The sequence below is a fragment of the Pseudomonas sp. SB113 genome (assembly GCF_040754745.1).
Taxonomy (GTDB): domain Bacteria; phylum Pseudomonadota; class Gammaproteobacteria; order Pseudomonadales; family Pseudomonadaceae; genus Aquipseudomonas; species Aquipseudomonas grimontii.
The window spans coordinates 132,976-157,531 of sequence record NZ_JBFMHW010000017.1; the positions used below are offsets into that span (position 1 = coordinate 132,976).

The 24,556-nt window shown below is 60.1% G+C and carries 17 protein-coding genes; 11 read left to right on the forward strand and 6 right to left on the reverse strand.

Features of this window, described 5'->3' with window-relative positions; all coding sequences use genetic code 11:
* Positions 1-16: 16 nt before the first annotated feature.
* On the reverse strand, positions 17-457 hold the full coding sequence (locus AB1462_RS21675; protein ID WP_090407779.1) for a universal stress protein: 441 nt from the start codon (positions 455-457) through the stop codon (positions 17-19).
* 105 nt (positions 458-562) lie between these two features.
* Here AB1462_RS21675 and AB1462_RS21680 point away from each other — a divergent pair, with 105 nt between their 5' ends.
* The 7 genes from AB1462_RS21680 (at position 563) to AB1462_RS21710 (ending at position 9,038) form a co-directional block, all read left to right on the forward strand.
* Positions 563-1,000 carry a hypothetical protein gene (locus tag AB1462_RS21680; protein WP_367247900.1) on the forward strand — a complete coding sequence of 146 codons (438 nt, stop codon included), beginning with the start codon at positions 563-565 and terminating at the stop codon, positions 998-1,000.
* A 494-nt stretch (positions 1,001-1,494) separates the two neighbouring features.
* Positions 1,495-3,642, forward strand: coding sequence for a fatty acid oxidation complex subunit alpha FadB (gene fadB, locus AB1462_RS21685; protein WP_065947397.1), 2,148 nt, complete (start codon positions 1,495-1,497; stop codon positions 3,640-3,642).
* A gap of 29 nt (positions 3,643-3,671) precedes the next feature.
* Positions 3,672-4,847 (forward strand): acetyl-CoA C-acyltransferase FadA, encoded by a 1,176-nt coding sequence (fadA, locus tag AB1462_RS21690; RefSeq protein WP_026136849.1) that lies wholly within the window; start codon positions 3,672-3,674, stop codon positions 4,845-4,847.
* A 97-nt stretch (positions 4,848-4,944) separates the two neighbouring features.
* A complete protein-coding gene (locus AB1462_RS21695) occupies positions 4,945-5,181 on the forward strand; it encodes a DUF1653 domain-containing protein (RefSeq protein ID WP_010212074.1) in 237 nt (78 codons plus the stop codon).
* Between the two features lie 114 nt (positions 5,182-5,295).
* Positions 5,296-7,917 (forward strand): type I DNA topoisomerase, encoded by a 2,622-nt coding sequence (gene topA, locus AB1462_RS21700; protein ID WP_027604240.1) that lies wholly within the window; start codon positions 5,296-5,298, stop codon positions 7,915-7,917.
* Positions 7,918-8,164: 247 nt separating this feature from the next.
* Positions 8,165-8,686 carry a DUF6586 family protein gene (locus AB1462_RS21705; RefSeq protein ID WP_090407773.1) on the forward strand — a complete coding sequence of 174 codons (522 nt, stop codon included), beginning with the start codon at positions 8,165-8,167 and terminating at the stop codon, positions 8,684-8,686.
* A gap of 118 nt (positions 8,687-8,804) precedes the next feature.
* Positions 8,805-9,038 carry a hypothetical protein gene (locus AB1462_RS21710; RefSeq protein WP_017254451.1) on the forward strand — a complete coding sequence of 78 codons (234 nt, stop codon included), beginning with the start codon at positions 8,805-8,807 and terminating at the stop codon, positions 9,036-9,038.
* An 82-nt stretch (positions 9,039-9,120) separates the two neighbouring features.
* Here the strand turns inward: AB1462_RS21710 and sulA are convergent, their stop codons facing one another.
* Both sulA and lexA read right to left on the reverse strand, forming a co-directional pair.
* A complete protein-coding gene (sulA, locus tag AB1462_RS21715) occupies positions 9,121-9,594 on the reverse strand; it encodes an SOS-induced cell division inhibitor SulA (protein WP_259193604.1) in 474 nt (157 codons plus the stop codon).
* Between the two features lie 10 nt (positions 9,595-9,604).
* Entirely contained in the window at positions 9,605-10,213 is a 609-nt protein-coding gene (gene lexA / locus AB1462_RS21720; RefSeq protein ID WP_003172575.1) for a transcriptional repressor LexA, read from the reverse strand.
* Between the two features lie 263 nt (positions 10,214-10,476).
* Here lexA and AB1462_RS21725 point away from each other — a divergent pair, with 263 nt between their 5' ends.
* The 3 genes from AB1462_RS21725 to AB1462_RS21735 all read left to right on the forward strand — a co-directional run bounded on the left by AB1462_RS21725 (position 10,477) and on the right by AB1462_RS21735 (position 15,765).
* Positions 10,477-11,184, forward strand: a complete 708-nt coding sequence (locus AB1462_RS21725; protein ID WP_090407767.1) for a TetR/AcrR family transcriptional regulator — start codon at positions 10,477-10,479, stop codon at positions 11,182-11,184.
* Positions 11,185-11,320: 136 nt separating this feature from the next.
* Positions 11,321-12,331 carry a beta-N-acetylhexosaminidase gene (nagZ, locus tag AB1462_RS21730; RefSeq protein ID WP_090407765.1) on the forward strand — a complete coding sequence of 337 codons (1,011 nt, stop codon included), beginning with the start codon at positions 11,321-11,323 and terminating at the stop codon, positions 12,329-12,331.
* Between the two features lie 140 nt (positions 12,332-12,471).
* The gene (locus tag AB1462_RS21735) at positions 12,472-15,765 is read left to right on the forward strand and encodes an SNF2-related protein (protein WP_367247901.1); all 3,294 of its coding nucleotides are present in this window, start codon (positions 12,472-12,474) and stop codon (positions 15,763-15,765) included.
* A 76-nt stretch (positions 15,766-15,841) separates the two neighbouring features.
* Here AB1462_RS21735 and AB1462_RS21740 read toward each other — a convergent pair whose 3' ends face one another.
* Genes AB1462_RS21740 through mfd form a run of 3 tightly spaced genes read right to left on the reverse strand, consistent with a single transcriptional unit; the run spans position 15,842 to position 22,572 of the window.
* Positions 15,842-18,535 (reverse strand): DEAD/DEAH box helicase, encoded by a 2,694-nt coding sequence (locus AB1462_RS21740; RefSeq protein WP_259193601.1) that lies wholly within the window; start codon positions 18,533-18,535, stop codon positions 15,842-15,844.
* A 9-nt stretch (positions 18,536-18,544) separates the two neighbouring features.
* A complete protein-coding gene (locus tag AB1462_RS21745) occupies positions 18,545-19,111 on the reverse strand; it encodes a CsiV family protein (RefSeq protein ID WP_090407756.1) in 567 nt (188 codons plus the stop codon).
* An 11-nt stretch (positions 19,112-19,122) separates the two neighbouring features.
* The gene (mfd, locus tag AB1462_RS21750) at positions 19,123-22,572 is read right to left on the reverse strand and encodes a transcription-repair coupling factor (protein WP_367247902.1); all 3,450 of its coding nucleotides are present in this window, start codon (positions 22,570-22,572) and stop codon (positions 19,123-19,125) included.
* A 340-nt stretch (positions 22,573-22,912) separates the two neighbouring features.
* On the opposite strand from mfd, the gene AB1462_RS21755 reads away from it, so the two are divergent.
* Complete coding sequence (locus AB1462_RS21755; RefSeq protein ID WP_259193600.1) at positions 22,913-24,376, forward strand: glyceraldehyde-3-phosphate dehydrogenase; 1,464 nt, start codon at positions 22,913-22,915, stop codon at positions 24,374-24,376.
* Positions 24,377-24,556 lie beyond the last annotated feature (180 nt).

Below are 24,556 nucleotides of genomic sequence, written 5' to 3' on the forward strand. Positions count from 1 at the left end.
TGGATTTCCATCGGTCTTACGAACTTTTTACCAGCTTCACCGCCAACACATCGCACGGCGCACCGTGCAGCACATCATTGGCGGTGGAGCCCAGCAGCAGCGCCAAACCGTGACGGCCATGGCTGCCGACCACGATCAGGTCGCAATGCTGTTCCTTGGCCAGGTGATGAATTTCCTGGCGAGGCTGGCCGTAGGTGAGGTGGGAGTTTTCCTTGGTCACTTCGGGGTACTTGAGGATCAGGCGGTCAAGGCGCTCCTTGGCCTGGTCGAACTGTTGTTGCTGCAATTGGGAAAGGTCCATGGGCACGTCGCCGCCAAAGGCCATGGCCATGGGTTCGACGATATGCACCAGGGACAGTTTGGCGTTGCTGGCGACGGCGAACGCTCGGGCGCGCTTGATCACTGGATCGCACTCTTCGGTCAGGTCTACGGCGACCAGAATATGTTCGTAGGACATGGGGCGTTCCTCCAGGGGACTGCAATAGATTCAGTATGGCTGCTTTCAAGCGGATAGGGTTACGTCAGGTCAAATCCGCTCATCAGAAAAATCGGGGGTACTCATATGACGGTCTGGATAGTGGTGTCAATCCTTGTTGTGGTGCTGAGCCCCCTGGCATGGCTGCGCCCATCGCGCCATCAGAGCGGGCGCATGGCCCTGCGCATGGAGGCACGCCGCATCGGCCTGACCATGCAATTGGCACCCCAGGAGTGGCCGCACTGGCTCAAGCACGAGCCGCCGAGCCCGTGTGCGCAGTACTGCCGGCCACGGCGTGGCAGCACGCCGGCCATTTGGAGTTACTGGCAGTTGGAGCCGGGCGTGTGGGTCAACCAGTGGCGCGAGGTGTGTGAGGACGAGAAGTTGTTGCCGCATTTTGCAACGCTGCCGGCCAACGTCTACAAGGTCGAGGCCGACAAGCAAATGATCGCCCTTTACTGGGGCGAGAAGGGCGAGGCGAGCGACCTGCTGGCCATTGATAAATTGCTCAAGGCCCTGGCCTGACTCTTCAGTGTTAAACGCCAGGCAATAAAAAGCCCGAAAGCATCATCGGGCTGGAGTTGGCCAGGCAGGCCGGTAAATCTGTGTTTCCCGCGTCGGATGTTCATCCAGGCGCGTTACGGTTGTCGCTAGCCTAGCGGCATATCCCGTCCTGTACAGCGTTTTCCCTTATCTTTTTCATTATTGATTTCATGAATAGTTGAATATTGACGAATCGCGGGCTTGGGGCCGGGGTTCTGAAATGACTGGAAAGTCGCGTTTTTCCTAGCCTTTCGAGCGATTGACAATTGCTCGGAATTGGATGAAGGTGGCGTACCCAAATCAAACGGGCGTATGAATTGAGCGTTTGTCTGTCAGACCGCTCATACAGAACCCGACTATCGCATTGGCGGGTGTGCCTGGCGGATTGGCCTGAGCATTGACGAAATTATCAATGTCCAACCATAGGCCAGCGTCCAATGTGTACTGTTCAGCTTCCATATCGTGGAGATCAGTTGATGATTTACGAAGGTAAAGCCATCACGGTTAAGGCTCTTGAAAGTGGCATCGTCGAACTGAAGTTCGACCTCAAGGGTGAGTCCGTCAACAAGTTCAACCGTCTAACCCTGAACGAACTGCGTCAGGCCGTAGACACCATCAAGGCTGATGCATCGATCAAAGGCGTGATCGTCTCCAGCGGCAAGGACGTGTTCATCGTCGGCGCTGACATCACCGAATTCGTCGACAACTTCAAGCTGCCCGATGCCGAGCTGGTGGCTGGCAACCTCGAAGCCAACAAGATTTTCAGCGATTTCGAAGACCTCAACGTGCCGACCGTTGCCGCGATCAATGGCATCGCCCTGGGCGGCGGCCTGGAAATGTGCCTGGCGGCGGACTTCCGCGTCATGGCGGCCACTGCCAAAATCGGCCTGCCTGAAGTCAAGTTGGGCATCTACCCAGGCTTCGGCGGTACCGTGCGCCTGCCGCGCATCATCGGTGCCGACAACGCCATCGAGTGGATTGCCGCTGGTAAGGAAAACCGCGCTGAAGACGCACTGAAAGTCGGTGCCGTCGACGCGGTTGTGGCGCCGGACAAACTGGCCGAAGCCGCGCTGAACCTGATCAAGGGCGCCATCAGCGGCGAATTTGACTACAAGGCCAAGCGTCAGCCGAAGCTGGAAAAACTCAAGCTCAACGCCATCGAACAAATGATGTCGTTCGAAACCGCCAAAGGTTTCGTGGCTGGCCAGGCCGGCCCGAACTACCCGGCGCCGGTTGAAGCGATCAAGACCATCCAGAAGGCTGCGAACTTCGGTCGCGACAAAGCCCTGGAAGTGGAAGCTGCAGGCTTCGTCAAACTGGCGAAAACCTCGGCTGCCCAGAGCCTGATCGGCCTGTTCCTGAACGATCAGGAGCTGAAGAAAAAGGCCAAGGCCTACGACGAAATCGCCAAGGACGTGAAACAGGCTGCCGTACTCGGTGCCGGTATCATGGGCGGCGGTATCGCCTATCAGTCGGCGTCCAAAGGCACGCCGATCCTGATGAAAGACATCAACGAGCACGGGATCGAGCAGGGCCTGGCCGAAGCCGCCAAGCTGCTGGTTGGCCGCGTCGATAAAGGTCGCATGACGGCTGCGAAGATGGCCGAGGTGCTTAACGGCATTCGTCCTACGTTGTCCTACGGCGATTTCGGCCATGTCGACCTGGTGGTCGAAGCGGTTGTCGAAAATCCGAAGGTCAAGCAGGCGGTACTGGCTGAAGTTGAAGGCCACGTCAAAGACGACACCATCCTGGCGTCCAACACCTCGACCATTTCCATTTCGCTGCTGGCCAAGGCCCTCAAGCGTCCGGAAAACTTCGTCGGCATGCACTTCTTCAACCCGGTGCACATGATGCCACTGGTGGAAGTGATCCGTGGCGAGAAGTCCAGCGAGCTGGCGATTGCCACCACCGTTGCCTACGCCAAGAAAATGGGCAAGAACCCGATCGTGGTCAATGACTGCCCGGGCTTCCTGGTCAACCGCGTGCTGTTCCCGTACTTCGGCGGTTTCGCCAAGCTGGTGAGTGCCGGTGTGGACTTCGTGCGCATCGACAAGGTCATGGAGAAGTTCGGCTGGCCAATGGGCCCGGCGTACCTGATGGACGTGGTTGGCATCGACACCGGCCACCACGGTCGTGACGTGATGGCTGAAGGCTTCCCGGACCGCATGAAAGACGACCGCCGCTCGGCGATCGACGCGCTTTACGAGGCCAAGCGCCTGGGCCAGAAGAACGGCAAGGGCTTCTACGCCTACGAGGCGGACAAGAAGGGCAAGCAGAAGAAAGTGGCCGACCCATCGGTGCACGAAGTACTCGCGCCGGTCATCTACGAGCAGCGTGAGGTGTCCGACGAGGACATCATCAACTGGATGATGATCGCCCTGTGCCTGGAAACCGTGCGTTGCCTGGAAGACGGCATCGTTGAAACCGCCGCCGAAGCCGATATGGGCCTGGTGTACGGTATTGGCTTCCCTCCATTCCGTGGTGGTGCGCTGCGTTACATCGACTCGATCGGTGTGGCCGAGTTCGTTGCCCTGGCTGATCAATACGCTGATCTGGGCCCGCTGTACCACCCGACCGCGAAGCTGCGTGAAATGGCCAAGAACGGCCAGCGCTTCTTCGGTTAAGTGCCCAGACGACTAGAGCGAGAATATTTATGAGCTTGAATCCAAGAGACGTCGTGATTGTCGACTTCGGTCGTACTCCGATGGGCCGCTCCAAGGGCGGCATGCACCGCAACACCCGCGCTGAAGACATGTCGGCACACCTGATCAGCAAGCTGCTGGAACGCAACGTCAAGGTCGACCCTAACGAAGTCGAAGACGTGATCTGGGGCTGCGTCAACCAGACCCTGGAGCAGGGCTGGAACATCGCGCGCATGGCGTCGTTGATGACGCAGATCCCGCACACGGCAGCCGGCCAGACCGTCAGCCGCCTGTGTGGCTCGTCCATGAGTGCGCTGCACACCGCCGCCCAGGCAATCATGACCGGTAACGGTGATGTGTTCGTGGTCGGTGGCGTGGAGCACATGGGCCACGTCAGCATGATGCACGGGGTCGATCCTAACCCGCACATGTCGCTGTACGCGGCAAAAGCCTCGGGCATGATGGGCCTGACCGCGGAAATGCTCGGCAAGATGCACGGCATTACCCGCGAAGCCCAGGATGCGTTCGGCGTGCGTTCCCACCAGCTCGCCCACAAGGCGACCGTGGAAGGCAAGTTCAAGGATGAAATCATCCCGATGAACGGCTACGACGAGAACGGTTTCCTGAAACTGTTCGACTACGATGAAACCATTCGTCCGGATACCACCCTGGAAAGCCTGGCGGCCCTTAAGCCTGCCTTCAATCCGAAGGGCGGCACCGTGACGGCGGGTACTTCGTCGCAAATCACCGACGGCGCCTCGTGCATGATCGTGATGTCGGCGCAGCGTGCCCAGGACCTGGGTATCCAGCCGCTGGCGGTGATTCGTTCGATGGCTGTGGCGGGTGTGGACCCGGCAATCATGGGCTATGGTCCAGTACCGGCGACACAAAAAGCCTTGAAGCGCGCAGGCCTGACCATCTCCGATATCGACTTCTTCGAGCTCAACGAAGCGTTCGCTGCACAGGCCCTGCCGGTGCTGAAAGATTTGAAAGTACTCGACAAGATGAACGAGAAGGTTAACCTGCACGGCGGTGCGATTGCCCTGGGCCACCCATTCGGTTGCTCCGGTGCGCGTATTTCCGGCACTTTGCTTAACGTGATGAAGCAAAATGGCGGTAACCTTGGGGTTGCAACCATGTGCATTGGTCTCGGCCAAGGCATATCCACCGTCTTCGAACGCGTCTAAGCGTTGAGTTGACGGAAGCCGGGGCCCAGTGCCCCGGTTTTTGTTTTTTGGAATTTTTAATATTTTTTTTCAACAAATTTTGTAAGGGGGCCAGAGCATGAAAGTCGAACCAGGGCTCTACCAACATTATAAAGGTCCGCAGTACCGCGTTTTCAGCGTGGCACGGCATTCCGAGACCGAAGAAGAAGTGGTGTTCTACCAAGCACTGTATGGCGATTACGGCTTTTGGGTGCGTCCCTTGAGCATGTTCCTGGAGACCGTCGAAGTTGACGGCGAGCAGGTCCCGCGCTTTGCTTTGGTCCAGGCCGAACCCAGTCTTTTTTCAGGGCAATAACGGCAGGCCGCGCAGAATGCTGCGCTTGACCTCACCTTGTTGCCACTATATATAGCGTTGCCGCGTCAGGCGCCAACTGCCTTTCACTTCTCGAATTCAGGAATTTTCCGATCCATGGGCAAATCGCTGGTCATTGTGGAATCCCCGGCTAAGGCCAAGACCATCAACAAGTACTTGGGCAACGAGTACGTGGTGAAGTCGAGTATCGGCCATATCCGAGACCTGCCCACCAGCGGTTCGGCTAGCGCCAGCAAGGAGCCTGCCGCCAAGCGCGGCAAGGCGGCTGCGGGCGAAGGCCCGGTGCTCACGCCTAAAGAGAAAGCGCGCAAGCAGCTGGTCTCGCGCATGGGTGTGGACCCGGATCATGGCTGGAAGGCCAAGTACGAAATCCTTCCGGGCAAGGAAAAGGTCATCGAAGAGCTGCGCCGGCTCGCCAAAGATGCCGACACCATCTATCTCGCAACGGACTTGGACCGCGAAGGGGAAGCCATTGCCTGGCACCTGCGGGAAGCCATCGGCGGTGATGACAGCCGCTACAAGCGCGTGGTGTTCAACGAAATCACCAAGAAAGCCATCCAGGAAGCCTTCTCCAAACCGGGCGAGCTGGACATCGACCGCGTCAACGCCCAGCAGGCCCGTCGTTTCCTCGACCGTGTCGTGGGTTACATGGTCTCGCCGCTGCTGTGGGCCAAGATCGCCCGTGGCCTGTCCGCCGGTCGTGTGCAATCGGTAGCGGTCAAGCTGGTGGTGGAACGTGAGCGTGAGATCCGTGCGTTCAATCCCGAAGAATACTGGGAAGTCCACGCCGACCTGGGCACCGCCAAGGGCGCCAACGTGCGCTTCGAAGTGGCCCGTGAGAAAGGCGAGGCGTTCAAGCCGCTGAACGAAGCCCAGGCCATGGCCGCGCTGGAGAAGCTCAAAGCCTCCAGCTACAGCATCGTCAAGCGTGAAGACAAACCGACCAGCAGCAAGCCGTCGGCGCCGTTCATCACCTCGACCCTGCAACAGGCCGCAAGCAACCGCCTGGGCTTCGGGGTGAAGAAAACCATGATGATGGCCCAGCGTCTGTACGAAGCCGGCTACATCACTTATATGCGTACCGACTCCACCAACCTGTCGCAAGACGCGGTGGCCATGGCGCGTACCTATATTGAAAGCGAATTCGGCAAGAAGTACCTGCCGGAGAAGCCGAACGTCTACAGCAGCAAAGAAGGCGCCCAGGAGGCTCACGAAGCGATTCGTCCTTCCGATGCCAACACCGAGCCAAGCAAGCTGAGTGGCATGGAACGCGACGCTGAGCGCCTCTACGAGCTGATCTGGCGCCAGTTCCTGGCTTGCCAGATGCTGCCGGCGCAATACCTGTCCACCACCGTCAGTGTGGGCGCTGGGGACTTCGAGCTGCGGGCCAAGGGCCGTATCCTCAAGTTCGACGGCTACACCCGCGTAATGCCGCAGATCGCCAAGCCCGGTGACGACGATGTGCTGCCGGACATGGCCCAGGGCGACACGTTGAAGCTGATCAAGCTCGACCCGTCCCAGCACTTCACCAAGCCGCCGGCGCGTTATTCGGAAGCCAGCCTGGTGAAAGAGATGGAGAAACGCGGTATCGGTCGTCCTTCGACCTACGCGGCGATCATCTCCACCATCCAGGACCGTGGCTACGTCGCGCTGCACAACCGTCGTTTCTATTCGGAAAAGATGGGCGACATCGTCACCGAGCGCCTGTCCGAGAGCTTCTCCAACCTGATGGACTACGGCTTTACCGCCGGTATGGAAGAGAACCTCGATGATGTGGCCCAGGGCGAGCGTGACTGGAAAAACGTACTGGACGAGTTCTACGGCGACTTCAAGAAAAAACTCGAAGTGGCCGAAAGCCCTGAGAGCGGCATGCGTGCCAACCAGCCGGTGATGACCGACATCCCGTGCCTGACCTGTGGCCGTCCGATGCAGATTCGTACTGCGTCCACCGGCGTGTTCCTCGGTTGCTCGGGCTACAGCCTGCCGCCGAAAGAACGCTGCAAGGCTACCGTCAACCTGGTGCCGGGCGATGAAATCGCCGCCGACGACGAGGGTGAATCCGAGTCGCTGGTACTGCGTGGCAAGCACCGCTGCCCGATCTGCAGCACGGCGATGGATGCCTACCTGCTGGACGAGAAGCACAAGCTGCACATCTGCGGTAACAACCCGGATTGCGACGGCTACGAGATTGAAGAGGGCAGCTACCGCATCAAGGGTTACGAAGGCCCGAGCCTGGAATGCGACAAGTGCGGCAGCGAGATGCAACTCAAGACCGGCCGCTTCGGCAAGTTCTTCGGTTGCACCAACCCGACCTGCAAGAACACGCGCAAACTGCTGAAAAGCGGTGACGCGGCGCCGCCGAAGATGGACCCGGTGAAGATGCCGGAACTCAAGTGCGAGAAGGTCAACGACACCTACATCCTGCGTGACGGCGCTTCGGGCCTGTTCCTGGCCGCCAGCCAGTTCCCGAAAAACCGCGAGACCCGAGCGCCGTTGGTGCTGGAGATCGTGCCGCACAAGGACGAGATCGATCCGAAGTACCACTTCCTGTGCGAAGCGCCGAAGAAGGACCCGGATGGTCGCCCAGCCGTGATCCGCTATAGCCGCAAGACCAAGGAGCAGTACGTGCAGACCGAAGTGGACGGCAAGCCTACCGGCTGGAAGGCGTTCTACGACGGTGGCAAGTGGAAGGTCGAGGACAAGCGCCAGGGCGCTTGACCCGTCGGATGCGCTGAAGATCCAATGTGGGAGGGGGCTTGCCCCCGATAGCTGTATATCAGTCGACATGTGTATGACTGATGCTTCGCTATCGGGGGCAAGCCCCCTCCCGCATTTGGATCTGTTTGGATCTGAAAGTCGAGTTTTGACCCGCATAAGCAGCGGTTTATTGCACTTGCAGTAGGCTCGGCTGATCCGTGACACTGTTCAGCCAGCATCACGCTTATTCGTTGTGGAGATTGCCGTTATGGCCAACGAACTCTATACCCGTACCAACCAGAAAATTTACTTCGCGGGTTTGTCCCTGGAAGCCCTTGGCCGTGCCGAGGAAGGGAAGGAGATGAACGCGATTGCGCTGGTTCAGGCTGGGCGTGAAGCCGCGTTGTTCCACCTGTATGGTGCGTTACTGGGCTTGTGTCATGAGATCGCCGGGTTCTACCGCTTGCCCCAGGCCGGTTCGCCCCGTGCGGAGATGATCATGAATCGTGAAGTGCTGGAAAGCATGGCGATCCCTGAGCTGGCCGAGCTGGTGGAAATGGCCCAGAGCCCTGACAGCTGGGTCGCGCGTCTGCTTAAGGCCCATGCGGATATGTTTCAGCCGCCCCGTGTTCCCCATGTGCCTAAGGGCGATGTGACCCAGCCCTTGATCGTGGCGGTTGCGTTGGAAGAGGAAGAGCCCAAGCCACTGAGTCGCGAAGAATTGGAAGGCTGGCGTCAGGCGCTGAAAAAGATGGCATTGCGCTTTCGTGAAGGTTTGAACGAGTGCTGAACGTTGGTCGGATTCACATGGCACCGTTCATCAAGCCGTAAAGAAACCTCCTCAGATCCTCAGCGAGGCCGGGCGGATGACTGATATAATCCCGGCCTTTCGTGGAGAACAGACTTTTATGCCGACGTCCTTTCTGGAAATTGTTGAGTTGCCTGACGGCCGAATCGAGCTGCGCCGGGCTGAGGACGAAGGTTCTCTGGTTATTCTGGATTTTTCCGAGGACGCCAAGGCGTTCCTGCAAGGCCAGCACGTGGAAGTGGCAAAAGCCATGTTGAGCGTTGGTGTGCAGATGGCAGGTCGCCTGGCAGAAGGCGAGCCGGAGAAAGAAGACGGCCCGCGCGTTCTTCACTGAGTGTGGCAGGTGGGTTCGCTGTTGTGGCAAGCCCGCTCGCCACAGCAGGCCCCACCGCAGGGATAGCCTGCGGCACACCGAACTACCCCAATCTAATATTCAAGCTCTGCGCATCGCCGGTACGTGCCGCGTTGATCAGCTGTGCCTTGGTAGTGGCATTCAGTGGGTTGAGCCAGCTCACCACGGTGTGGCTACGGCCCAGGCGCAAGGCTTCACAGGTCAACTGCTGAGCGCTTTGCGTGCCACGTGGTTGCAGCAACAGGATGCGTTCGCGGTTAAGCCCGGCGTCCCGCAGCCAGGCCTGGGTCAGGCTGGCGGGCGGGGCAATCAGCGTCAACCAGCGTGCATCCTGTTCCTCGCTCAGTTCGCGAAGGATCGGCGCCAGCAGACTCAGGCAGCTCCCGGCCGCACCGCGCAACGACAGTTCACTGAACGCCTCAGGTTCGGCGCTCCAGGGCGCCTCGACCGTTTCCTTGAGGATGGGCGCAAGGGGTTGGGCCATAAAGGCCTCGAACAGCGACAGTTGTGTGTGTTGGGGGGTGTGCACGAGCTGCATGATGCCTCCTTTAGCGGCGAATGACGCCGACGCTCAGGCCTTCGATCACCAGGTCCTGATCTTTCAGGTTCACTTCAATCGGGGCGAACTCAGGGTTCTCGGCCAGGAGCCAGACCTTGCTGCCTTCGCGCTTGAAGCGTTTGACGGTGACTTCATCGCCGATACGGGCGACGACGATCTGGCCATTACGGGCTTCGCGGGTGGTGTGGACGGCCAGCAGGTCGCCATCGAAGATCCCTACGTCCTTCATGCTCATGCCGTGCACCCGCAACAGGTAGTCCGCACGGGGATGGAAGAAGGTCGGGTTGATGTTGCAGGATTCCTCGACGTGCTGCTGTGCCAGGATTGGCGCACCGGCGGCGACGCGACCGATGATCGGCAGTGTCGATTCGTCGGCCTTGGCTTCGAAGCCAGGGATGCGAATGCCCCGCGAAGCACCGGGGGTCATCTCGATCGCGCCTTTGCGAGCGAGGGCCTTGAGGTGTTCTTCGGCAGCGTTGGGGGATTTGAACCCCAGTTCCAGCGCAATTTCCGCTCGCGTCGGCGGGTAGCCGTTGTCATCGAGGCAGCGCTTGATAAAAGCCAGAATCTCAGCTTGGCGTGGCGTCAGTTTTAGCATGTTGATCGCTCTGTCTTTTTATACAGTGACTGGGATTATATACAGTGAACTGCGCTTGGCAATCATCCTTTTCTGCGATGCCGCTGGACGGTCATTCGTTAGCTGTCCTACAAGGCAGAGATAGCGCTGCCTACAGACCTTGGAGTATGTGATTAAATAGCGATGAAATAGATGACTGCCCGGCCGGAAAGCGAACTTGCAGGCTTGACAAGACACACCCTGAAACGTATGTTTCAAACAAGTGTTTGTCAGGCGGAGTATCCATGGCCCAGTCGGAAACCGTTGAACGCATTCTCGATGCTGCCGAGCAATTGTTCGCGGAAAAAGGATTTGCTGAAACTTCATTGCGGCTGATCACCAGCAAGGCCGGGGTCAACCTTGCCGCAGTGAACTACCATTTCGGCTCGAAAAAAGCCCTGATCCAGGCAGTGTTCTCGCGCTTCCTGGGGCCGTTCTGTGCCAGCCTCGACCGTGAGCTCGAGCGCCGCCAGGCCAAGGCCGACCACAAGCCCTCCCTGGAAGACCTGCTGGAAATGCTCGTGGAGCAAGCGCTGGTGGTTCAGCCGCGCAGCGGCAATGACCTGTCGATCTTCATGCGTCTGTTGGGCCTGGCATTCAGCCAGAGCCAGGGCCACTTGCGCCGTTACCTGGAAGACATGTACGGCAAGGTATTCCGCCGCTATATGTTGCTGGTCAACGAAGCTGCGCCGCGTATTCCGCCTATCGAACTGTTCTGGCGCGTGCACTTCATGCTCGGTGCGGCCGCATTCAGCATGTCCGGGATCAAGGCGTTGCGTGCGATTGCCGAGACCGATTTCGGTGTCAACACCTCCATTGAGCAGGTCATGCGCCTGATGGTGCCGTTCCTGGCCGCCGGCATGCGCGCTGAAACCGGCGTGACCGACTCGGCCATGGCTGCCGCCCAATTGCGCCCCCGCAGCAAATCCGCGCCAGCCCCCGCCAAGGTTTGACCGCCCCGGGTGTGCGCAGCCGCTTGCATCCGCTAAGCTAGCCGCCCATGCCGAATTCAGCTATTTACTCGCAACCTGTTGTTCTCACTGCGCATGGTGAGGTCAATGGGGTGTGTGCGTTATTTAAGGAAGGTTTATGACTGCTGCCCTGCAAGGTTCTTTGATGGTCGACGTGGCGGGTACTTGGCTGACGGCCGAGGATCGCCACCTGTTGCGCCAGCCTGAAGTCGGTGGCCTGATCATTTTTGCGCGCAATATCGAGCATCCGCGCCAGGTGCGGGAACTGAGCGCGGCGATTCGTGCCGTGCGCCCGGACCTGCTGTTGGCCGTCGACCAGGAAGGTGGTCGTGTCCAGCGTCTGCGCCAAGGCTTTGTGCGCCTGCCGGCCATGCGTGCGTTGGCGGATAATCCCAATGCCGAATACCTGGCCGAGCAGTGTGGCTGGATCATGGCCACCGAAGTGCTTGCCGTTGGCCTGGACCTGAGCTTCGCTCCCGTGCTGGACCTGGACTACCAGCGCAGCGCCGTGGTCGGCACCCGTTCCTTCGAAGGCAATCCCGAGCGCGCTGCGGTGCTCGCCGGTGCCTTTATCCGTGGCATGAACAGCGCGGGCATGGCCGCCACCGGTAAACACTTCCCGGGCCATGGCTGGGCTGAGGCCGATTCCCACGTCGCGATTCCCAATGACGAACGCAGCCTGGAACAGATTCGGTCCAATGACCTGGTGCCTTTCGCACGCCTGAGCAAGCAGTTGGCGGCAGTGATGCCGGCGCACGTCATTTACCCACAGGTGGATGCGCAGCCCGCCGGCTTCTCACGCCGCTGGTTGCAGGACATCCTGCGCGGCGAGTTGCAGTTCGATGGGGTGATTTTCAGCGATGACCTGTCGATGGCCGGTGCCCATGTGGTCGGCGACGCGGCCAGTCGGATTGAAGCGGCGCTGACTGCCGGTTGCGACATGGGGCTGGTGTGCAATGATCGTGCAGCTGCTGAACTGGCTCTCACTGCGGCCCAGCGGATGAAGGTCACGCCTTCGGCCCGCATCGCGCGTATGCGTGGGCAGGCGATTGCCTCGACTGACTATAAGCAGGATCCCCGCTGGCTGGCGGCTCTGGGGGCGCTACGGGGTGCTCAACTTATTGAGTAGGTAAACAGAGTCTTTGCGCGCGTGTTTACCTGAGCGTTTAACACTCGGAAATATCAAAGTGCGGCGGCTGTAAATTCGTACCTCTGTGTAGGAGATTGCTTCGTTTTTGTGCCGATTTCGCTGGTGTAGAGTTCGTCTCCATGAATGACTTGATCACGCGCTTTATAAATTCGGACTGGCAGGAAAACTTCGACTCCCGTTCATTGGACCGGGGCTTCGGCTATGCGCAGGAAGAGCGTGTAAAGATTGTCGAGGCAGGCCCGCAGCGGATTATTGCTTGGTGCGAGGGTTCCGGGGGGAATGCCTACTCCCTGGCAATCTCCTTTGAATCAGCCGATTCCCACTCGACCCATATCGACTGCGTGTGCTCTTGCCCGGTTGCGGTGAATTGCAAACATGCAGCGGCGGTTCTTTTTACCCTGATCTCTCAGTTCGACACGCTCAAGACGCAGCGAGAGCCGGCGGGCAACCGCCTTAGCCCACACATCGAACATTGGCTGAAAAGCCTGCCCGCACCCGTCATCGAAGCTGAGACGGTGCCCAAAGGCAGTAACACGTGCCTGTTGTACAAACTCTTTGTTGATCGGTACTCAAGTGACTGGTCATTGGCGGTTTATCGGGCCCGGGTGTTAAAAAATGGCGGCTTTGCCGATATCAAGTCGCTGTACTCCCTGGAAGAGACCCTGATGCGTTCTCCAGGCTATCTCTTGGAGGTGGACAAGCGCCTCGGGAGGTTGCTCCTGGTCGGACGACCTTACGGGCGTTACGGCAGTAACTTTCCCCTGATGGGAAAAGAGGGGGTGGAAATACTGGAGGCGGCGCTTAAGACCGGGCGTCTGTTTCATGATTTCGATGACCCCCGCCCTCTTGGCACCGCCGCGGCACAGGTGGCTCGTTTCGATTGGACGGTATTGCCCAACGGTAACTACCTCCCGCAATGGCTGATCGGCGCGACACCGCTGCAGTACGTGCTGCCGCTCGAACCGCTGTATCACCTGGACCTTGCCCGGATGGAGCTGGCGCCTCTTGAGCATGGGATGGAAGAGAGTCTCGCCGTTCACCTGTGTAGCTTGCCTGAGATTCCGGCGAGCGAGGTCGCGTTGTTCAGCCACCGCGTCGGCGGGTTGGCCGCAGGGATTCCACCGCCCCAGAAGCTGACCGAGCGCGTCGTTGATACCCTTGAGCCTCAAGGCTGCCTGACGCTAGGTAGTCACGAGTCCTACAACTACCGTTCCGGCTTTCCGGAGGTTGAGCACTGCGCCGCCCTGGCTTTTCGCTACGGTACGAGTCTGGCCACCGACAAGGCTGGGAAGGAGATTTTACTGCTCAGCGGCACCGAGACCCAACGTATTCAGCGCAAGCCGACAGCCGAGAAGGCCCTGCGCAAGGTCTTGACCAAGCTCGGTTTTGCCAAGGTCAACCGAAGGACCAAGGCGCTGCCGGCGGGAACCGGCGAAATGTTTGATCTGTCGAGTGATGAAGACTGGCTGAGTCTGGTTGAAAACCGTTTACCCATCCTGCGTGAAGCAGGCTGGGAGGTGAGTATTCAGCCGGGCTTTTATTACCATGTGCAGACCATTGACCAGTGGTATGCCGAGATTGACGAATCGCCCGGTCACGAGTGGTTTGATCTTGAGTTGGGCATAGAAGTCGATGGTCAACGCCATGGCTTGTTGCCCATCATCCTGAATCTGCTGCGTCGCCAACCCAAGCTACTCGACGCCGCCTATCTGGCGGAGCGGGCTGACGACGAGCGCGTGCTGGTAAACCTGGGCACCCGTGAGAAAACCAAGGTCGCCTTGCCTTATGCGCGAATCAAGCCGTTGATGGCCACCTTGAGCGGCCTTTATCTGCGTGAACCGGAAGGTAATGCCCTGCGATTGACCGCTCCTGATGCAGCGCTGCTCAGCCATCTCGAGGGGCTTCCTCTGATCTGGCAAGGCGCAGAGCGCTTACGTGATTTCGCCAAGCGCCTGAAACACGCCACGCGCTCCCATGTGCCAGCGCCGCAGGGCTTGAACGCCGAGCTGCGTGGCTACCAGCTTGAAGGCTTGAACTGGATGCAGACCCTGCGCGAACTGGAAGTGGGCGGCATTTTGGGCGACGACATGGGCCTGGGCAAAACCTTGCAAGCCCTTGCGCATCTGCTCTGCGAAAAGCAGGCCGGTCGTTTACAAACACCCGCACTTGCGGTGATGCCCACCAGCCTGATCCCCAATTGGATGGATGAAGCTGCGCGCTTCACGCCGCAACTCAACGTGTTGGCCTTGCATGGCGCGCAGCGTCAGAGCGACTTCACGCGTGTGACCGATTACGATTTGGTGCTGACCACCTATGCGTTGCTGCCCCGAGACCTGGAAGTGTTGCAGGCGCAGCGTTGGAGCGTGCTGATTCTCGATGAAGCGCAAAACATCAAGAACCCCAATAGCAAGGCAGCCCAGGCTGCTCGGCAATTGGAGGCTGGCCAGCGTTTGTGCCTTAGCGGTACGCCCTTGGAAAACCACTTGGGCGAACTCTGGTCGCTGTTCCATTTCCTGCTGCCGGGGTGGCTGGGTGATAGCAAGACCTTCAACCGCGATTACCGCACGCCGATTGAAAAGCACGGTAATGCGCAGCGCATGCAGCACCTGACGGCGCGGATAAAACCCTTCCTGTTGCGGCGTAAAAAAGAACAGGTCGCCACCGAGTTGCCGCCCAAGACAGAAATAGTGCACTGGGTGGATTTGAGCGACGCGCAGCGCGATGTGTACGAGACCGTGCGTGTGGCGATGGACAAGAAGGTGCGTGACGAAATCAGCCGTCATGGTGTGGCGCGCAGCCAGATCATCATTTTGGAAGCGTTGCTCAAGTTGCGTCAGGTCTGCTGCGACCTGCGCTTGGTCAAGTCTGCGCCAGCGTCCAAATTGACTCGCGCGGGAGCGGGCAAGCTTGGCAGTTTGATGGAGATGCTTGAGGAATTGCTCAGCGAAGGGCGTCGAATCCTGTTGTTCTCGCAATTCACGTCGATGCTGGCGCTGATTGAGGAAGAGTTGAGGCAGCGCGACGTTGAATACTCGATCCTGACCGGTGAAACCCTCGACCGGCGCACACCGGTGAAGAATTTTCAGGAGGGCAATACGCCTTTGTTCCTGATCAGTCTGAAGGCGGGTGGCACAGGTTTGAACCTGACAGCGGCAGACACGGTGATTCACTACGACCCGTGGTGGAACCCTGCGGTGGAAAACCAAGCCACCGACCGTGCGTACCGCATCGGGCAGGACAAACCGGTGTTCGTGTACAAGATGATTGCGCGAGGCACGGTGGAGGAAAAAATCCAGGCGTTGCAATTGGAAAAAGCAGCGCTGGCCGACGGTGTGCTTGAAGGCGGCGCGAGTGCCGGCTGGAAGCTGGAGGAGCGGGATATTGAGGCGTTGTTTGCGCCGTTGTCAGGCTGAGGACCGAGTCGTCTTCATCGCAGGCGAACGCATTCCAAATGTGGGCGCTGGCTTGCCTGCAATAGCAGTCTGACAGTCAACGTTTCTCTTGCTTGTTCGGCAACGGCGCAAACAACGCCTCGATATCCTCGTTGCCCAGCTGCCAATCCCCAGTCGTACGCCCATCCAGCACACCCGCCGCCAGGTCGGATTTTTCCTTTTGCAGGTGCTGGATTTTCTCCTCCACCGTGCCTCGCGCAATCATCTTGTACACGAACACCGGCTTCTCCTGACCGATGCGGTACGCACGGTCAGTGGCCTGGTTTTCCGTGGCCGGGTTCCACCACGGGTCGTAGTGAATCACGGTATCGGCTTCGGTCAGGTTCAGGCCCACACCGCCGGCCTTCAGGCTGATCAGAAAAATCTGTAACTTGCCGCTCTGGAAATCCTTCACCGGTGTGCGCCGATCGCGGGTCTGGCCCGTCAGCAGTGCGTAGGCGACACCGCGTTTTTTCAGCTCGACTTCGATCAGGCTCAACATCGAGGTGAACTGGGAAAACAACAGGATCCGGCGGCCTTCCTCAAACAGCTCTTCGAGCATGTCCATCAGGCTGTCGAGCTTGCCCGAGCTGCTGCCACGGGTGGGCAGGGTCGCATCGTTGACCAGGCGCAGGTCGCAGCACACCTGGCGTAGCTTCAGCAGTGCCTCAAGGATGATGATCTGGCTGCGCGCCACGCCTTTGCGGGTAATCTCGTCGCGCACCTTTTTGTCCATGGCCAGGCGCATGGTCTCGTACACATCGCGCTGGGCCTCATTGAGGTCGACCCAGTGGATGATCTCGGTCTTGGGCGGCAGTTCCGTGGCCACCTGCTCCTTGGTGCGGCGCAGCAGGAAGGGTTTGATCCGGCCGTTGAGGTGCTGCAATCGCACCTCACTGGCGCGCTTTTCGATGGGGACGCGGTAGTCGCGGTTGAAGCTTTTGACGTCGCCCAACCAGCCCGGCAGCAGGAAGTGGAACAGCGACCAGAGTTCGCCCAAGTGGTTTTCCAGCGGTGTGCCGCTCAGGCACAGGCGCTGCCGGGCATTCAGCTCGCGCGCGGCCTGGGCAGCCTTGCTGGAAGGGTTCTTGATGTACTGGGCTTCATCGAGGATCAGCACATGCAAGGGCAGGGCGGCGAGGTGTTCGATGTCTTTGGGTAGCAGCGCGTAAGTGGTTAGCAGTAGGTCATAGTCTTGCAGGCTGGCGAAATGTTTCTTACGCGTTGCACCGTACAGCGCCAGCACCTTGAGTTGCGGGGTGAAGTGCGCCGCTTCGTCGAGCCAGTTGGGGATCAGGCTGGTGGGCATCACCACCATGCACGGCCGGTCCAGGCGCCCGGCGATCTTTTCACTGAGGATATGTGCCAAGGTCTGCAGGGTTTTGCCCAGGCCCATGTCATCCGCAAGAATCCCGCCCACCTCCAGTTGGCGCAGCGACTGCATCCAGCTCAAGCCTTCCAGCTGATAAGGCCGCAGTGTTGCGTTCAACCCCTCAGGCGCTGCACAGGTGAAATCCTTGATGTCCCGCAGTCGCTGGGCAAAGTTGCGGATCTTCTCGCCGCCCTCCCATTGCAGGGGCAGGTCTTCCAGCGGGTTGAGGCGAATCGCATCGGCCTTGGCCAGGCGCAGCGTGGTGGTGCCGGGCTCTTGCAGGTAGAACTCCCCGAGGGTGGCGAGCACCGGTTTCAAGCGGCCGTAGGGCAGTGCCACTTGCAGTGGGCCGTGACCGCCGTTGGGCAGGCCGGGGATATTCACCAGGATCAGCTCTTCATCGCGGCGGCGTGCGAGTTTTTCCGGGTTGAGGATTTCGGTGTGGGAGCGCATCAGGTTGAGCAGGATCGGCAGCAGGCTCAGGCGCTCACCGTTGACGATAATCCCCAGCTCCAGGTCGAACCAGTCGCGTTCCGGGCCTTCATCGACAGTGGCGTACCAGTCGTCGACGGCGCTCAGGTCAAAACCGAAGTCTTCGTCGATCTGCAGCTCCCAGCCCTCGGCCCGCAGGGTCGGCGATGCATTGAGGGTGAAGTTCAGCCAGGCGCTGTCATTGACCATCTCGAACAACTCGCCGGCGCTTTCCGGCAATGCCTTGCTCTGGCGCGTGGCGATCTTGAAACCGAGCAGGCGCAGTTGCTCGCGATAGGGCTGCTCCAGCTCGGGATGGCGCTTGATGCGCAGGCTCTGGGTTTCCTGGCGCACGATGATGTCGGCGTTTTTCTGCCCGCTGACATAGTTGCCCAAATAGTTGAACGACAGCGCCGCACGGTGCTGGATATAGCGCTGCATCTTGCCGTTGCGCGGTTCAAACGCGCTGAACTCGACGCTGGCCAGCCACAGGCGCGGCACGGGCACCACATCCTCCATCACCACCTGTGGCAACACCACGCGGTTATCCAGCACGGCCTGGAGTTTTTCCAGCAGCTCGGCATCCTGGGCCGCAGCCGGGTAGGCCAGGGTTTCCTGGACCTTGAGCAGCACCGCCGCGATGTGTTTGCAGTTGGTGTGCACCGGGCAGGTACAGCGGCTGTCCACCAGGATCAGCGCGCCCTTGGCCGATTCACGCAATGAGATGGTCTGCCGGTAAACGTTGCCCCCCGAGCCTTCGCAACTGGCGATGATGGTGCTGTCGCCGGACTCGACGATGCGCACACGGTTCTCCAGGGCGTAGCGTCGTCCGCGCTCCAGGCTTTGCTCTTTGAAGCGATTGGCCCATGAAGGGGCCAGGGGTTTGGTCAGCGGCGACGTCAGGGGCATGGCGCTGGATCAGTCCTGAATGTCGGGCGGGGGGGCGCTGGGTGGTTTGGCGGTCAGCGAAGTGATCTTGATCAGCAGTGCCAGGTGGCCGCCGTCCAGGTAGTTGAGTTGGTTGTTCTTGGTGCGCACGTCTTTCTGGCTCAGGTGTTCGCTTGCCACTACGCTGCCGTTGCTGTCGAACGTGTTGAGCCAGAAGTCCGCATCGATATCGGTGAAGCGGCCCAGTTGCAGACTCAACACACCCTCGATGGGGAACTGGCCGAACTGCTCCTGGCCGTCGGTGATCGCGATCTTCACCGGCTGCTCGCCAAGGTTCTGTTCCCAGGCCTTGTGCGCCAGTACGGTAAAGCTGTTATCGGCGTTGAGTTTGTCGACGATATTGTTCAGGCGCGGCGGGCTCATCCTGTCGCCCAGGCGCACGGCCCCGTCGTCCCAGTTTTCCGGTGCGGCGCGGCTGTTAAGCGCAGGCTCTGCATTCTGGCGTACCAGGATCATTTCCACCTGGTACGGACTGTCGGCAAATGCCGAAGGCGCGAGTACTACCAATAACAGGCTCAGAATGCGGAACAGGCGCATTGGGGCGTCCTTCAAACAGATTTCGGGATGAGGCGCTCGAACAACGCCTCCAATGTATTAAAGCGTTCTTCGGCACGTTCCATCGGCACCATGAATTTGAACAGCGTAGCCCCTTCGAACTTGTAGCGGTTGGGCTGGCCCTGGATCAGCTTGATCAGCACCAGTGGGTCCACCGGTGTCTGCGCTTCGAACTCGATACGCCCGCCCTGCGGCCCGGCGTCGACTTTCTTGATCCCAAGCTGCTCGGCCTGCAATTTGAGCAAGGTCAGGCGCACCAGGTTCTTGGTTGGCTCGGGCAGCAGGCCGAAGCGGTCGATCATCTCCACCTGCAGGTCCTTGAGGCCCTCTTCGTCGGTGGCCGAGGCGATGCGCTTGTACAGGATCAGCCGCGCATGCACGTCCGGCAGGTAGTCTTGGGGGATCAACGCCGGCAAGCGCAGGTTGATTTCCGGACCGCCGCCCAGGGGTTGATCGAGGTTCGGCTGCTCGCCCTTGCGGATGGCTTTCACCGCGCGTTCAAGCATCTCCATATATAAGGTGAAGCCGACTGCCTGGATCTGCCCGCTCTGGCCATCGCCCAGCAGTTCGCCGGCGCCGCGGATCTCCAGGTCGTTGGTGGCCAGGACAAAACCGGCGCCCAGGTCCTGGGTGTTGGCGATCGCTTCCAGGCGCTTTTCGGCGTCCCCGGTGATCTGTTGGCGGGGCGGCGTCAGCAGGTAGGCATACGCCTGGTGGTGACTGCGCCCAACCCGGCCGCGCAGCTGGTGCAGTTGGGCCAGGCCGAACTTGTCCGCCCGTTCGATGATGATGGTGTTGGCACTCGGCACGTCGATGCCGGTCTCGATGATGGTCGAGGCGATCAGCACGTTGAAGCGCTTGTGGTAGAAGTCGCTCATCACCTGTTCGAGATCGCGTTCGCGCATCTGCCCATGGCCGATGGCGATGCGTGCTTCCGGCACCAGTTCGGCAAGGTCGGCGGCGCACTTCTCGATGGTTTTTACGTCATTGTGCAGGTAGTACACCTGGCCGCCGCGCAGCAATTCCCGCAGCAGCGCTTCCTTGACCGTGCTTTTGTTCTGCTCCATGACGAAGGTGCGCACCGACAGGCGCCGCGCCGGCGGCGTGGCGATGATCGACAGGTCGCGCATGCCCGACACGGCCATGTTCAGCGTGCGCGGAATCGGCGTGGCGGTGAGGGTAAGAATGTCGACCTCGCTGCGCAGGGCCTTGAGCTGTTCCTTTTGACGCACACCGAAGCGGTGTTCTTCGTCGATGATCACCAGGCCCAGGTTCTTGATCTTCACATCGTCCGACAGCAGCTTGTGCGTACCGATCACGATGTCGATCTTGCCTTCCGCGAGGTCGGCGACGGCGGCATTCACTTCCTTGGCGGACTTGAAGCGGCTCATCACTTCCACGCTCACCGGCCAGTCGGCAAAGCGGTCGCGGAAGCTGTTGTAGTGTTGTTGGGCGAGCAGGGTGGTCGGCACCAGGATCGCCACTTGTTTGCCGCCGTGTACCGCAATAAAGGCTGCGCGCATGGCCACTTCGGTTTTGCCGAAGCCTACGTCGCCGCACACCAGGCGGTCCATCGGCTTGGGTGCGAGCATGTCGGCGCGCACCGCTTCGATGGTGGTTTGCTGGTCCGGGGTTTCTTCGAAGGCGAAGCCGGCGCTGAAGGTGGCGTAGTCGGCTTTCGGGTCGGCGAAGGCATACCCTTCGCGCGCCGCACGACGGGCATAGATGTCGAGCAGTTCGGCGGCGACATCGCGCACCTGTTCGGCGGCCTTGCGCTTGGCTTTCTGCCAGGTCTCGGAACCCAGGCGGTGCAACGGCGCGAGGGCGTCGTCGCTGCCGGTGTAGCGGGCGATCAGGTGCAGGTTCGCCACCGGCACGTAGAGCTTGGCGCCCTCGGCGTATTCCATGGTGAGGAATTCGGCGGCCTGGTTGTCGATCTCCAGGGTCTGCAGGCCGAGGTAGCGGCCGACGCCGTGGTCGATATGCACCACCGGCGCGCCTTCGCGCAGTTCCGTGAGGTTTTTGATCACCGCATCGTTGTTGGCGTCGGCGCGTTTTTCACGGCGGCGACGCTGCATCACACGCTGGCCGAACAGCGGGCTCTCGGCGATCAACGCGAGCGCCGGGTCATCCAGCAGCAGGCCTTCGTCCAATGGCGCGATGGTGATCGCCAGGCGCTCTTTGCTGGCGACAAAATCCGGCCAGCTGTCGACGGTTTTCGGCCGCAGTTTCAGGCGTTCCAGCAGTTCCAGCAGCACTTCACGGCGCCCGGCGGACTCGGCGGTGAACAGCACGCGGCCGGGGAAGTCGCCGAGGAAGTTCGAGAGTGCTTCCAGTGGTTGCGTGGCTTTGGCCTGGATCGCCAGGTCCGGCAGCGTCGCCGCCGGGAAGCGTTCGCGGCCGCTGCCGGCGTCCACATCCTGTTGGCTGGCAACTACGCGCGGCCAGTTTTTCAGGCGGGCGAAGCAGTCTTCCACCGGCAGGAACAGCTCGGCGGGCGGCAATAAAGGCCGGGACGGATCGACGCGGCGCTCTTCATAACGGTTGCGCACGTCATTCCAAAAGTTTTCCGCCGCTTGCTCGATGCCTGGCAACGAGAACACTTGGGTGTCCTGGGGCAGGTAGTCGAACAGGGTGGAGGTTTCGTCGAAGAACAGCGGCAGGTAGTACTCGATACCGGCCGGCGTAATCCCGCTGCTCAAGTCCTGGAAGATCGGGCAGCGGCGGAAGTCCACATCGAAGCGTTCGCGAAAGCGCGCCTTGAAGCGCGTGACCGCGTCTTTTTGCAGCGGGAATTCCCGCGCCGGCAGCAGCTTGATCGACTCGACCTTATCGATGGAACGCTGGTTTTCCGGATCGAAGGTGCGCAGGGTTTCGATTTCGTCATCGAACAGGTCGATGCGGTACGGCAACTTGCTGCCCATCGGGAACAGGTCGATCAGCGCGCCGCGCACGGCGAATTCGCCGTGCTCATACACCGTGTCGACGCAACGGTAGCCGCTGGCTTCGAGGCGCGTGCGCATCTGCTCCACGTCGAGCTTCTGGCCAATATCCAACACCAGGCTGCTGCCCAGCAGGAACTTGGTTGGCGCCAGGCGATGCAGGGCGGTGGTGATCGGCACCACCAACACACCGTGGGCCAGTTCCGGCAGGCGGTACAGGCTGGCGATACGCTGGGAGATGATGTCCTGGTGCGGCGAGAACAGGTCGTAGGGCAGGGTTTCCCAGTCGGGAAAATGCAGCACCGGCAAATCGGGGGCGAAGAAGCTCAGCTCCTGCTCCAACCGTTCGGCGCTTTGGCTGTCGGCGGTGAGCAGCAGGGTAAAGCGCTTGGCTGCGCTGGCAGCCTCGGCAATGGCCAGGCTCAGGGCGGCACCGGGCAGGTTGCCCCAGTGCTGTTTACCTGCCGCGGCAGGGAGAAGCGGTAGACGCAGAACGGGCACGGAAGGTTGAGCTCCAAGCGTTGCGACAAAGTCGGTAATTGTAACGGCCCGAGGTGCCGCCTGTCAGTTGCTGACTGAGCCTATTACGGTTTGTAGGAAATGTAGTGGCTAAGACAAACAAAGCAGCCTTTTGACTCATTATGTAGTGCCGTTTTGCACGGATGTTTCGGAGAGTTACGGACAAGTTGGCGGCAGTGCGCCATTGGTGGCCTTCTGAAACCCGCGTGTTTCCTGGCCTGTAGCGGGGTGGTATTTTTTTGCAAGGGCTTTTTGTTGTGGTTGGCGCATTGCTCAACGGGCGGTCGGGCGACATAATGTAGCCCCTTTTTTCAGCCCCTACATGTGGAAGGTTCCCGTGACTCAGAAGCCCGACCAGTGTCTTGGTGAATGGATCGACCGTGAAGCACTCGCAGAAGCGATGATCCCGCTTATCGGTCAGCTGTACCGCAATAACAATGTGGTGAGCTCGATCTATGGCCGCAGCCTGATCAACCAATCAGTCATCGCGATTCTCAAGGCGCATCGCTTTGCTCGCCATCGTTCTGCCGACGACAGCGAACTCTCCGTCCACGAAACATTCCCCCTGCTCAAGGCCATGAGCGAGCTCAAGCTCGGCGCGGCTTCGGTAGACCTGGGCAAGCTGGCCTACAAATTCCGCCAGGAAGGCGCCGGCCGTACCGCCGAGCAGTTCGTGCGTGAAGAAATGGCCGATGTGGTTGGCCAGCAAAACGCCGCTGCCCGCAAAGGCACCGACGTTGTCCTGTACGGCTTCGGTCGTATCGGCCGCCTGCTGGCGCGCATCCTGATCGAAAAAACCGGTGGCGGCGACGGCCTGCGCCTGCGTGCCATCGTGGTGCGCAAAGGCGCCGAGAACGACCTGACCAAGCGTGCCAGCCTGCTGCGCCGCGATTCGGTGCATGGCTCGTTCAACGGCACCATCACCATCGACGAAGAAAACAACACCATCACCGCCAACGGTAACCTGATCCAGGTGATCTACGCGAAGAACCCGACTGAGGTGGATTACACCCAGTACGGTATCAAGGACGCCCTGCTGGTGGATAACACCGGCGTATGGCGCGATGCCGAGGGCCTGGGCCAGCACCTGACCTGTCCGGGTATCGACCGCGTCGTGCTGACCGCGCCTGGCAAAGGCAAGCTCAAGAACATCGTGCACGGCATCAACCACGGCGAAATCACCGCCGACGACAAGATCGTGTCCGCCGCTTCCTGCACCACCAACGCCATCGTGCCGGTGCTGAAGGCTGTGAATGACAAGTTCGGCATCGTTAACGGCCACGTTGAAACCGTTCACTCGTACACCAACGACCAGAACCTGATCGACAACTTCCACAAGGGCGATCGCCGTGGTCGTAGCGCCGCGCTGAACATGGTCATCACCGAGACCGGTGCTGCCACTGCCGCTGCCAAGGCCCTGCCTGAGCTGGCTGGCAAGCTGACCGGTAACGCGATCCGTGTGCCGACGCCTAACGTGTCGATGGCCATTCTCAACCTCAACCTTGAGAAAGCCGCCACCCGTGAAGAGATGAACGAGTACCTGCGCTACATGGCGCTGCACTCCGACCTGCACAAGCAAATCGACTTCGTCAACTCGCAGGAAGTGGTCTCCACCGACTTCGTTGGCTCGCGCCACGCCGGCGTAGTGGACGCGGAAGCGACCATCAGCCAGGACAACCGCGTTGTGCTGTACGTTTGGTACGACAACGAGTTCGGCTACAGCTGCCAGGTGGTTCGCGTGATGGAAGACATGGCCGGGGTCAACCCGCCTGCGTTCCCGCGCTAAGCCGTTGCAGTGAATGAAAAAGCCCCGACTGGTTCGGGGCTTTTTCATGGCAGGGCTTGTGGTGTGGGTGAGGGCCTCATCGGAGCATGGGTATCTACACAACTTTTGCTCAACGCTGAACGCCCGGCAGATAGGGCTGTTGTGGCGAGCGGGCTTGTCCCGCGTTGGGCTGCGTAGCAG

Bases quoted from the DNA above. Each gene is read 5' to 3' on its own strand.
- AB1462_RS21695 (WP_010212074.1), top strand. From the start codon at position 4,945: ATGAAAGTCGAACCAGGGCTCTACCAACATTATAAAGGTCCGCAGTAC.
- AB1462_RS21735 (WP_367247901.1), top strand. From the start codon at position 12,472: ATGAATGACTTGATCACGCGCTTTATAAATTCGGACTGGCAGGAAAAC.
- nagZ (WP_090407765.1), top strand. From the start codon at position 11,321: ATGACTGCTGCCCTGCAAGGTTCTTTGATGGTCGACGTGGCGGGTACT.
- AB1462_RS21755 (WP_259193600.1), top strand. From the start codon at position 22,913: ATGTGGAAGGTTCCCGTGACTCAGAAGCCCGACCAGTGTCTTGGTGAA.
- AB1462_RS21710 (WP_017254451.1), top strand. From the start codon at position 8,805: ATGCCGACGTCCTTTCTGGAAATTGTTGAGTTGCCTGACGGCCGAATC.
- AB1462_RS21740 (WP_259193601.1), bottom strand. From the start codon at position 18,535: ATGCCCCTGACGTCGCCGCTGACCAAACCCCTGGCCCCTTCATGGGCC.
- AB1462_RS21725 (WP_090407767.1), top strand. From the start codon at position 10,477: ATGGCCCAGTCGGAAACCGTTGAACGCATTCTCGATGCTGCCGAGCAA.
- fadA (WP_026136849.1), top strand. From the start codon at position 3,672: ATGAGCTTGAATCCAAGAGACGTCGTGATTGTCGACTTCGGTCGTACT.
- AB1462_RS21745 (WP_090407756.1), bottom strand. From the start codon at position 19,111: ATGCGCCTGTTCCGCATTCTGAGCCTGTTATTGGTAGTACTCGCGCCT.
- topA (WP_027604240.1), top strand. From the start codon at position 5,296: ATGGGCAAATCGCTGGTCATTGTGGAATCCCCGGCTAAGGCCAAGACC.
- sulA (WP_259193604.1), bottom strand. From the start codon at position 9,594: ATGCAGCTCGTGCACACCCCCCAACACACACAACTGTCGCTGTTCGAG.
- AB1462_RS21680 (WP_367247900.1), top strand. From the start codon at position 563: ATGACGGTCTGGATAGTGGTGTCAATCCTTGTTGTGGTGCTGAGCCCC.
- lexA (WP_003172575.1), bottom strand. From the start codon at position 10,213: ATGCTAAAACTGACGCCACGCCAAGCTGAGATTCTGGCTTTTATCAAG.
- AB1462_RS21705 (WP_090407773.1), top strand. From the start codon at position 8,165: ATGGCCAACGAACTCTATACCCGTACCAACCAGAAAATTTACTTCGCG.
- fadB (WP_065947397.1), top strand. From the start codon at position 1,495: ATGATTTACGAAGGTAAAGCCATCACGGTTAAGGCTCTTGAAAGTGGC.
- AB1462_RS21675 (WP_090407779.1), bottom strand. From the start codon at position 457: ATGTCCTACGAACATATTCTGGTCGCCGTAGACCTGACCGAAGAGTGC.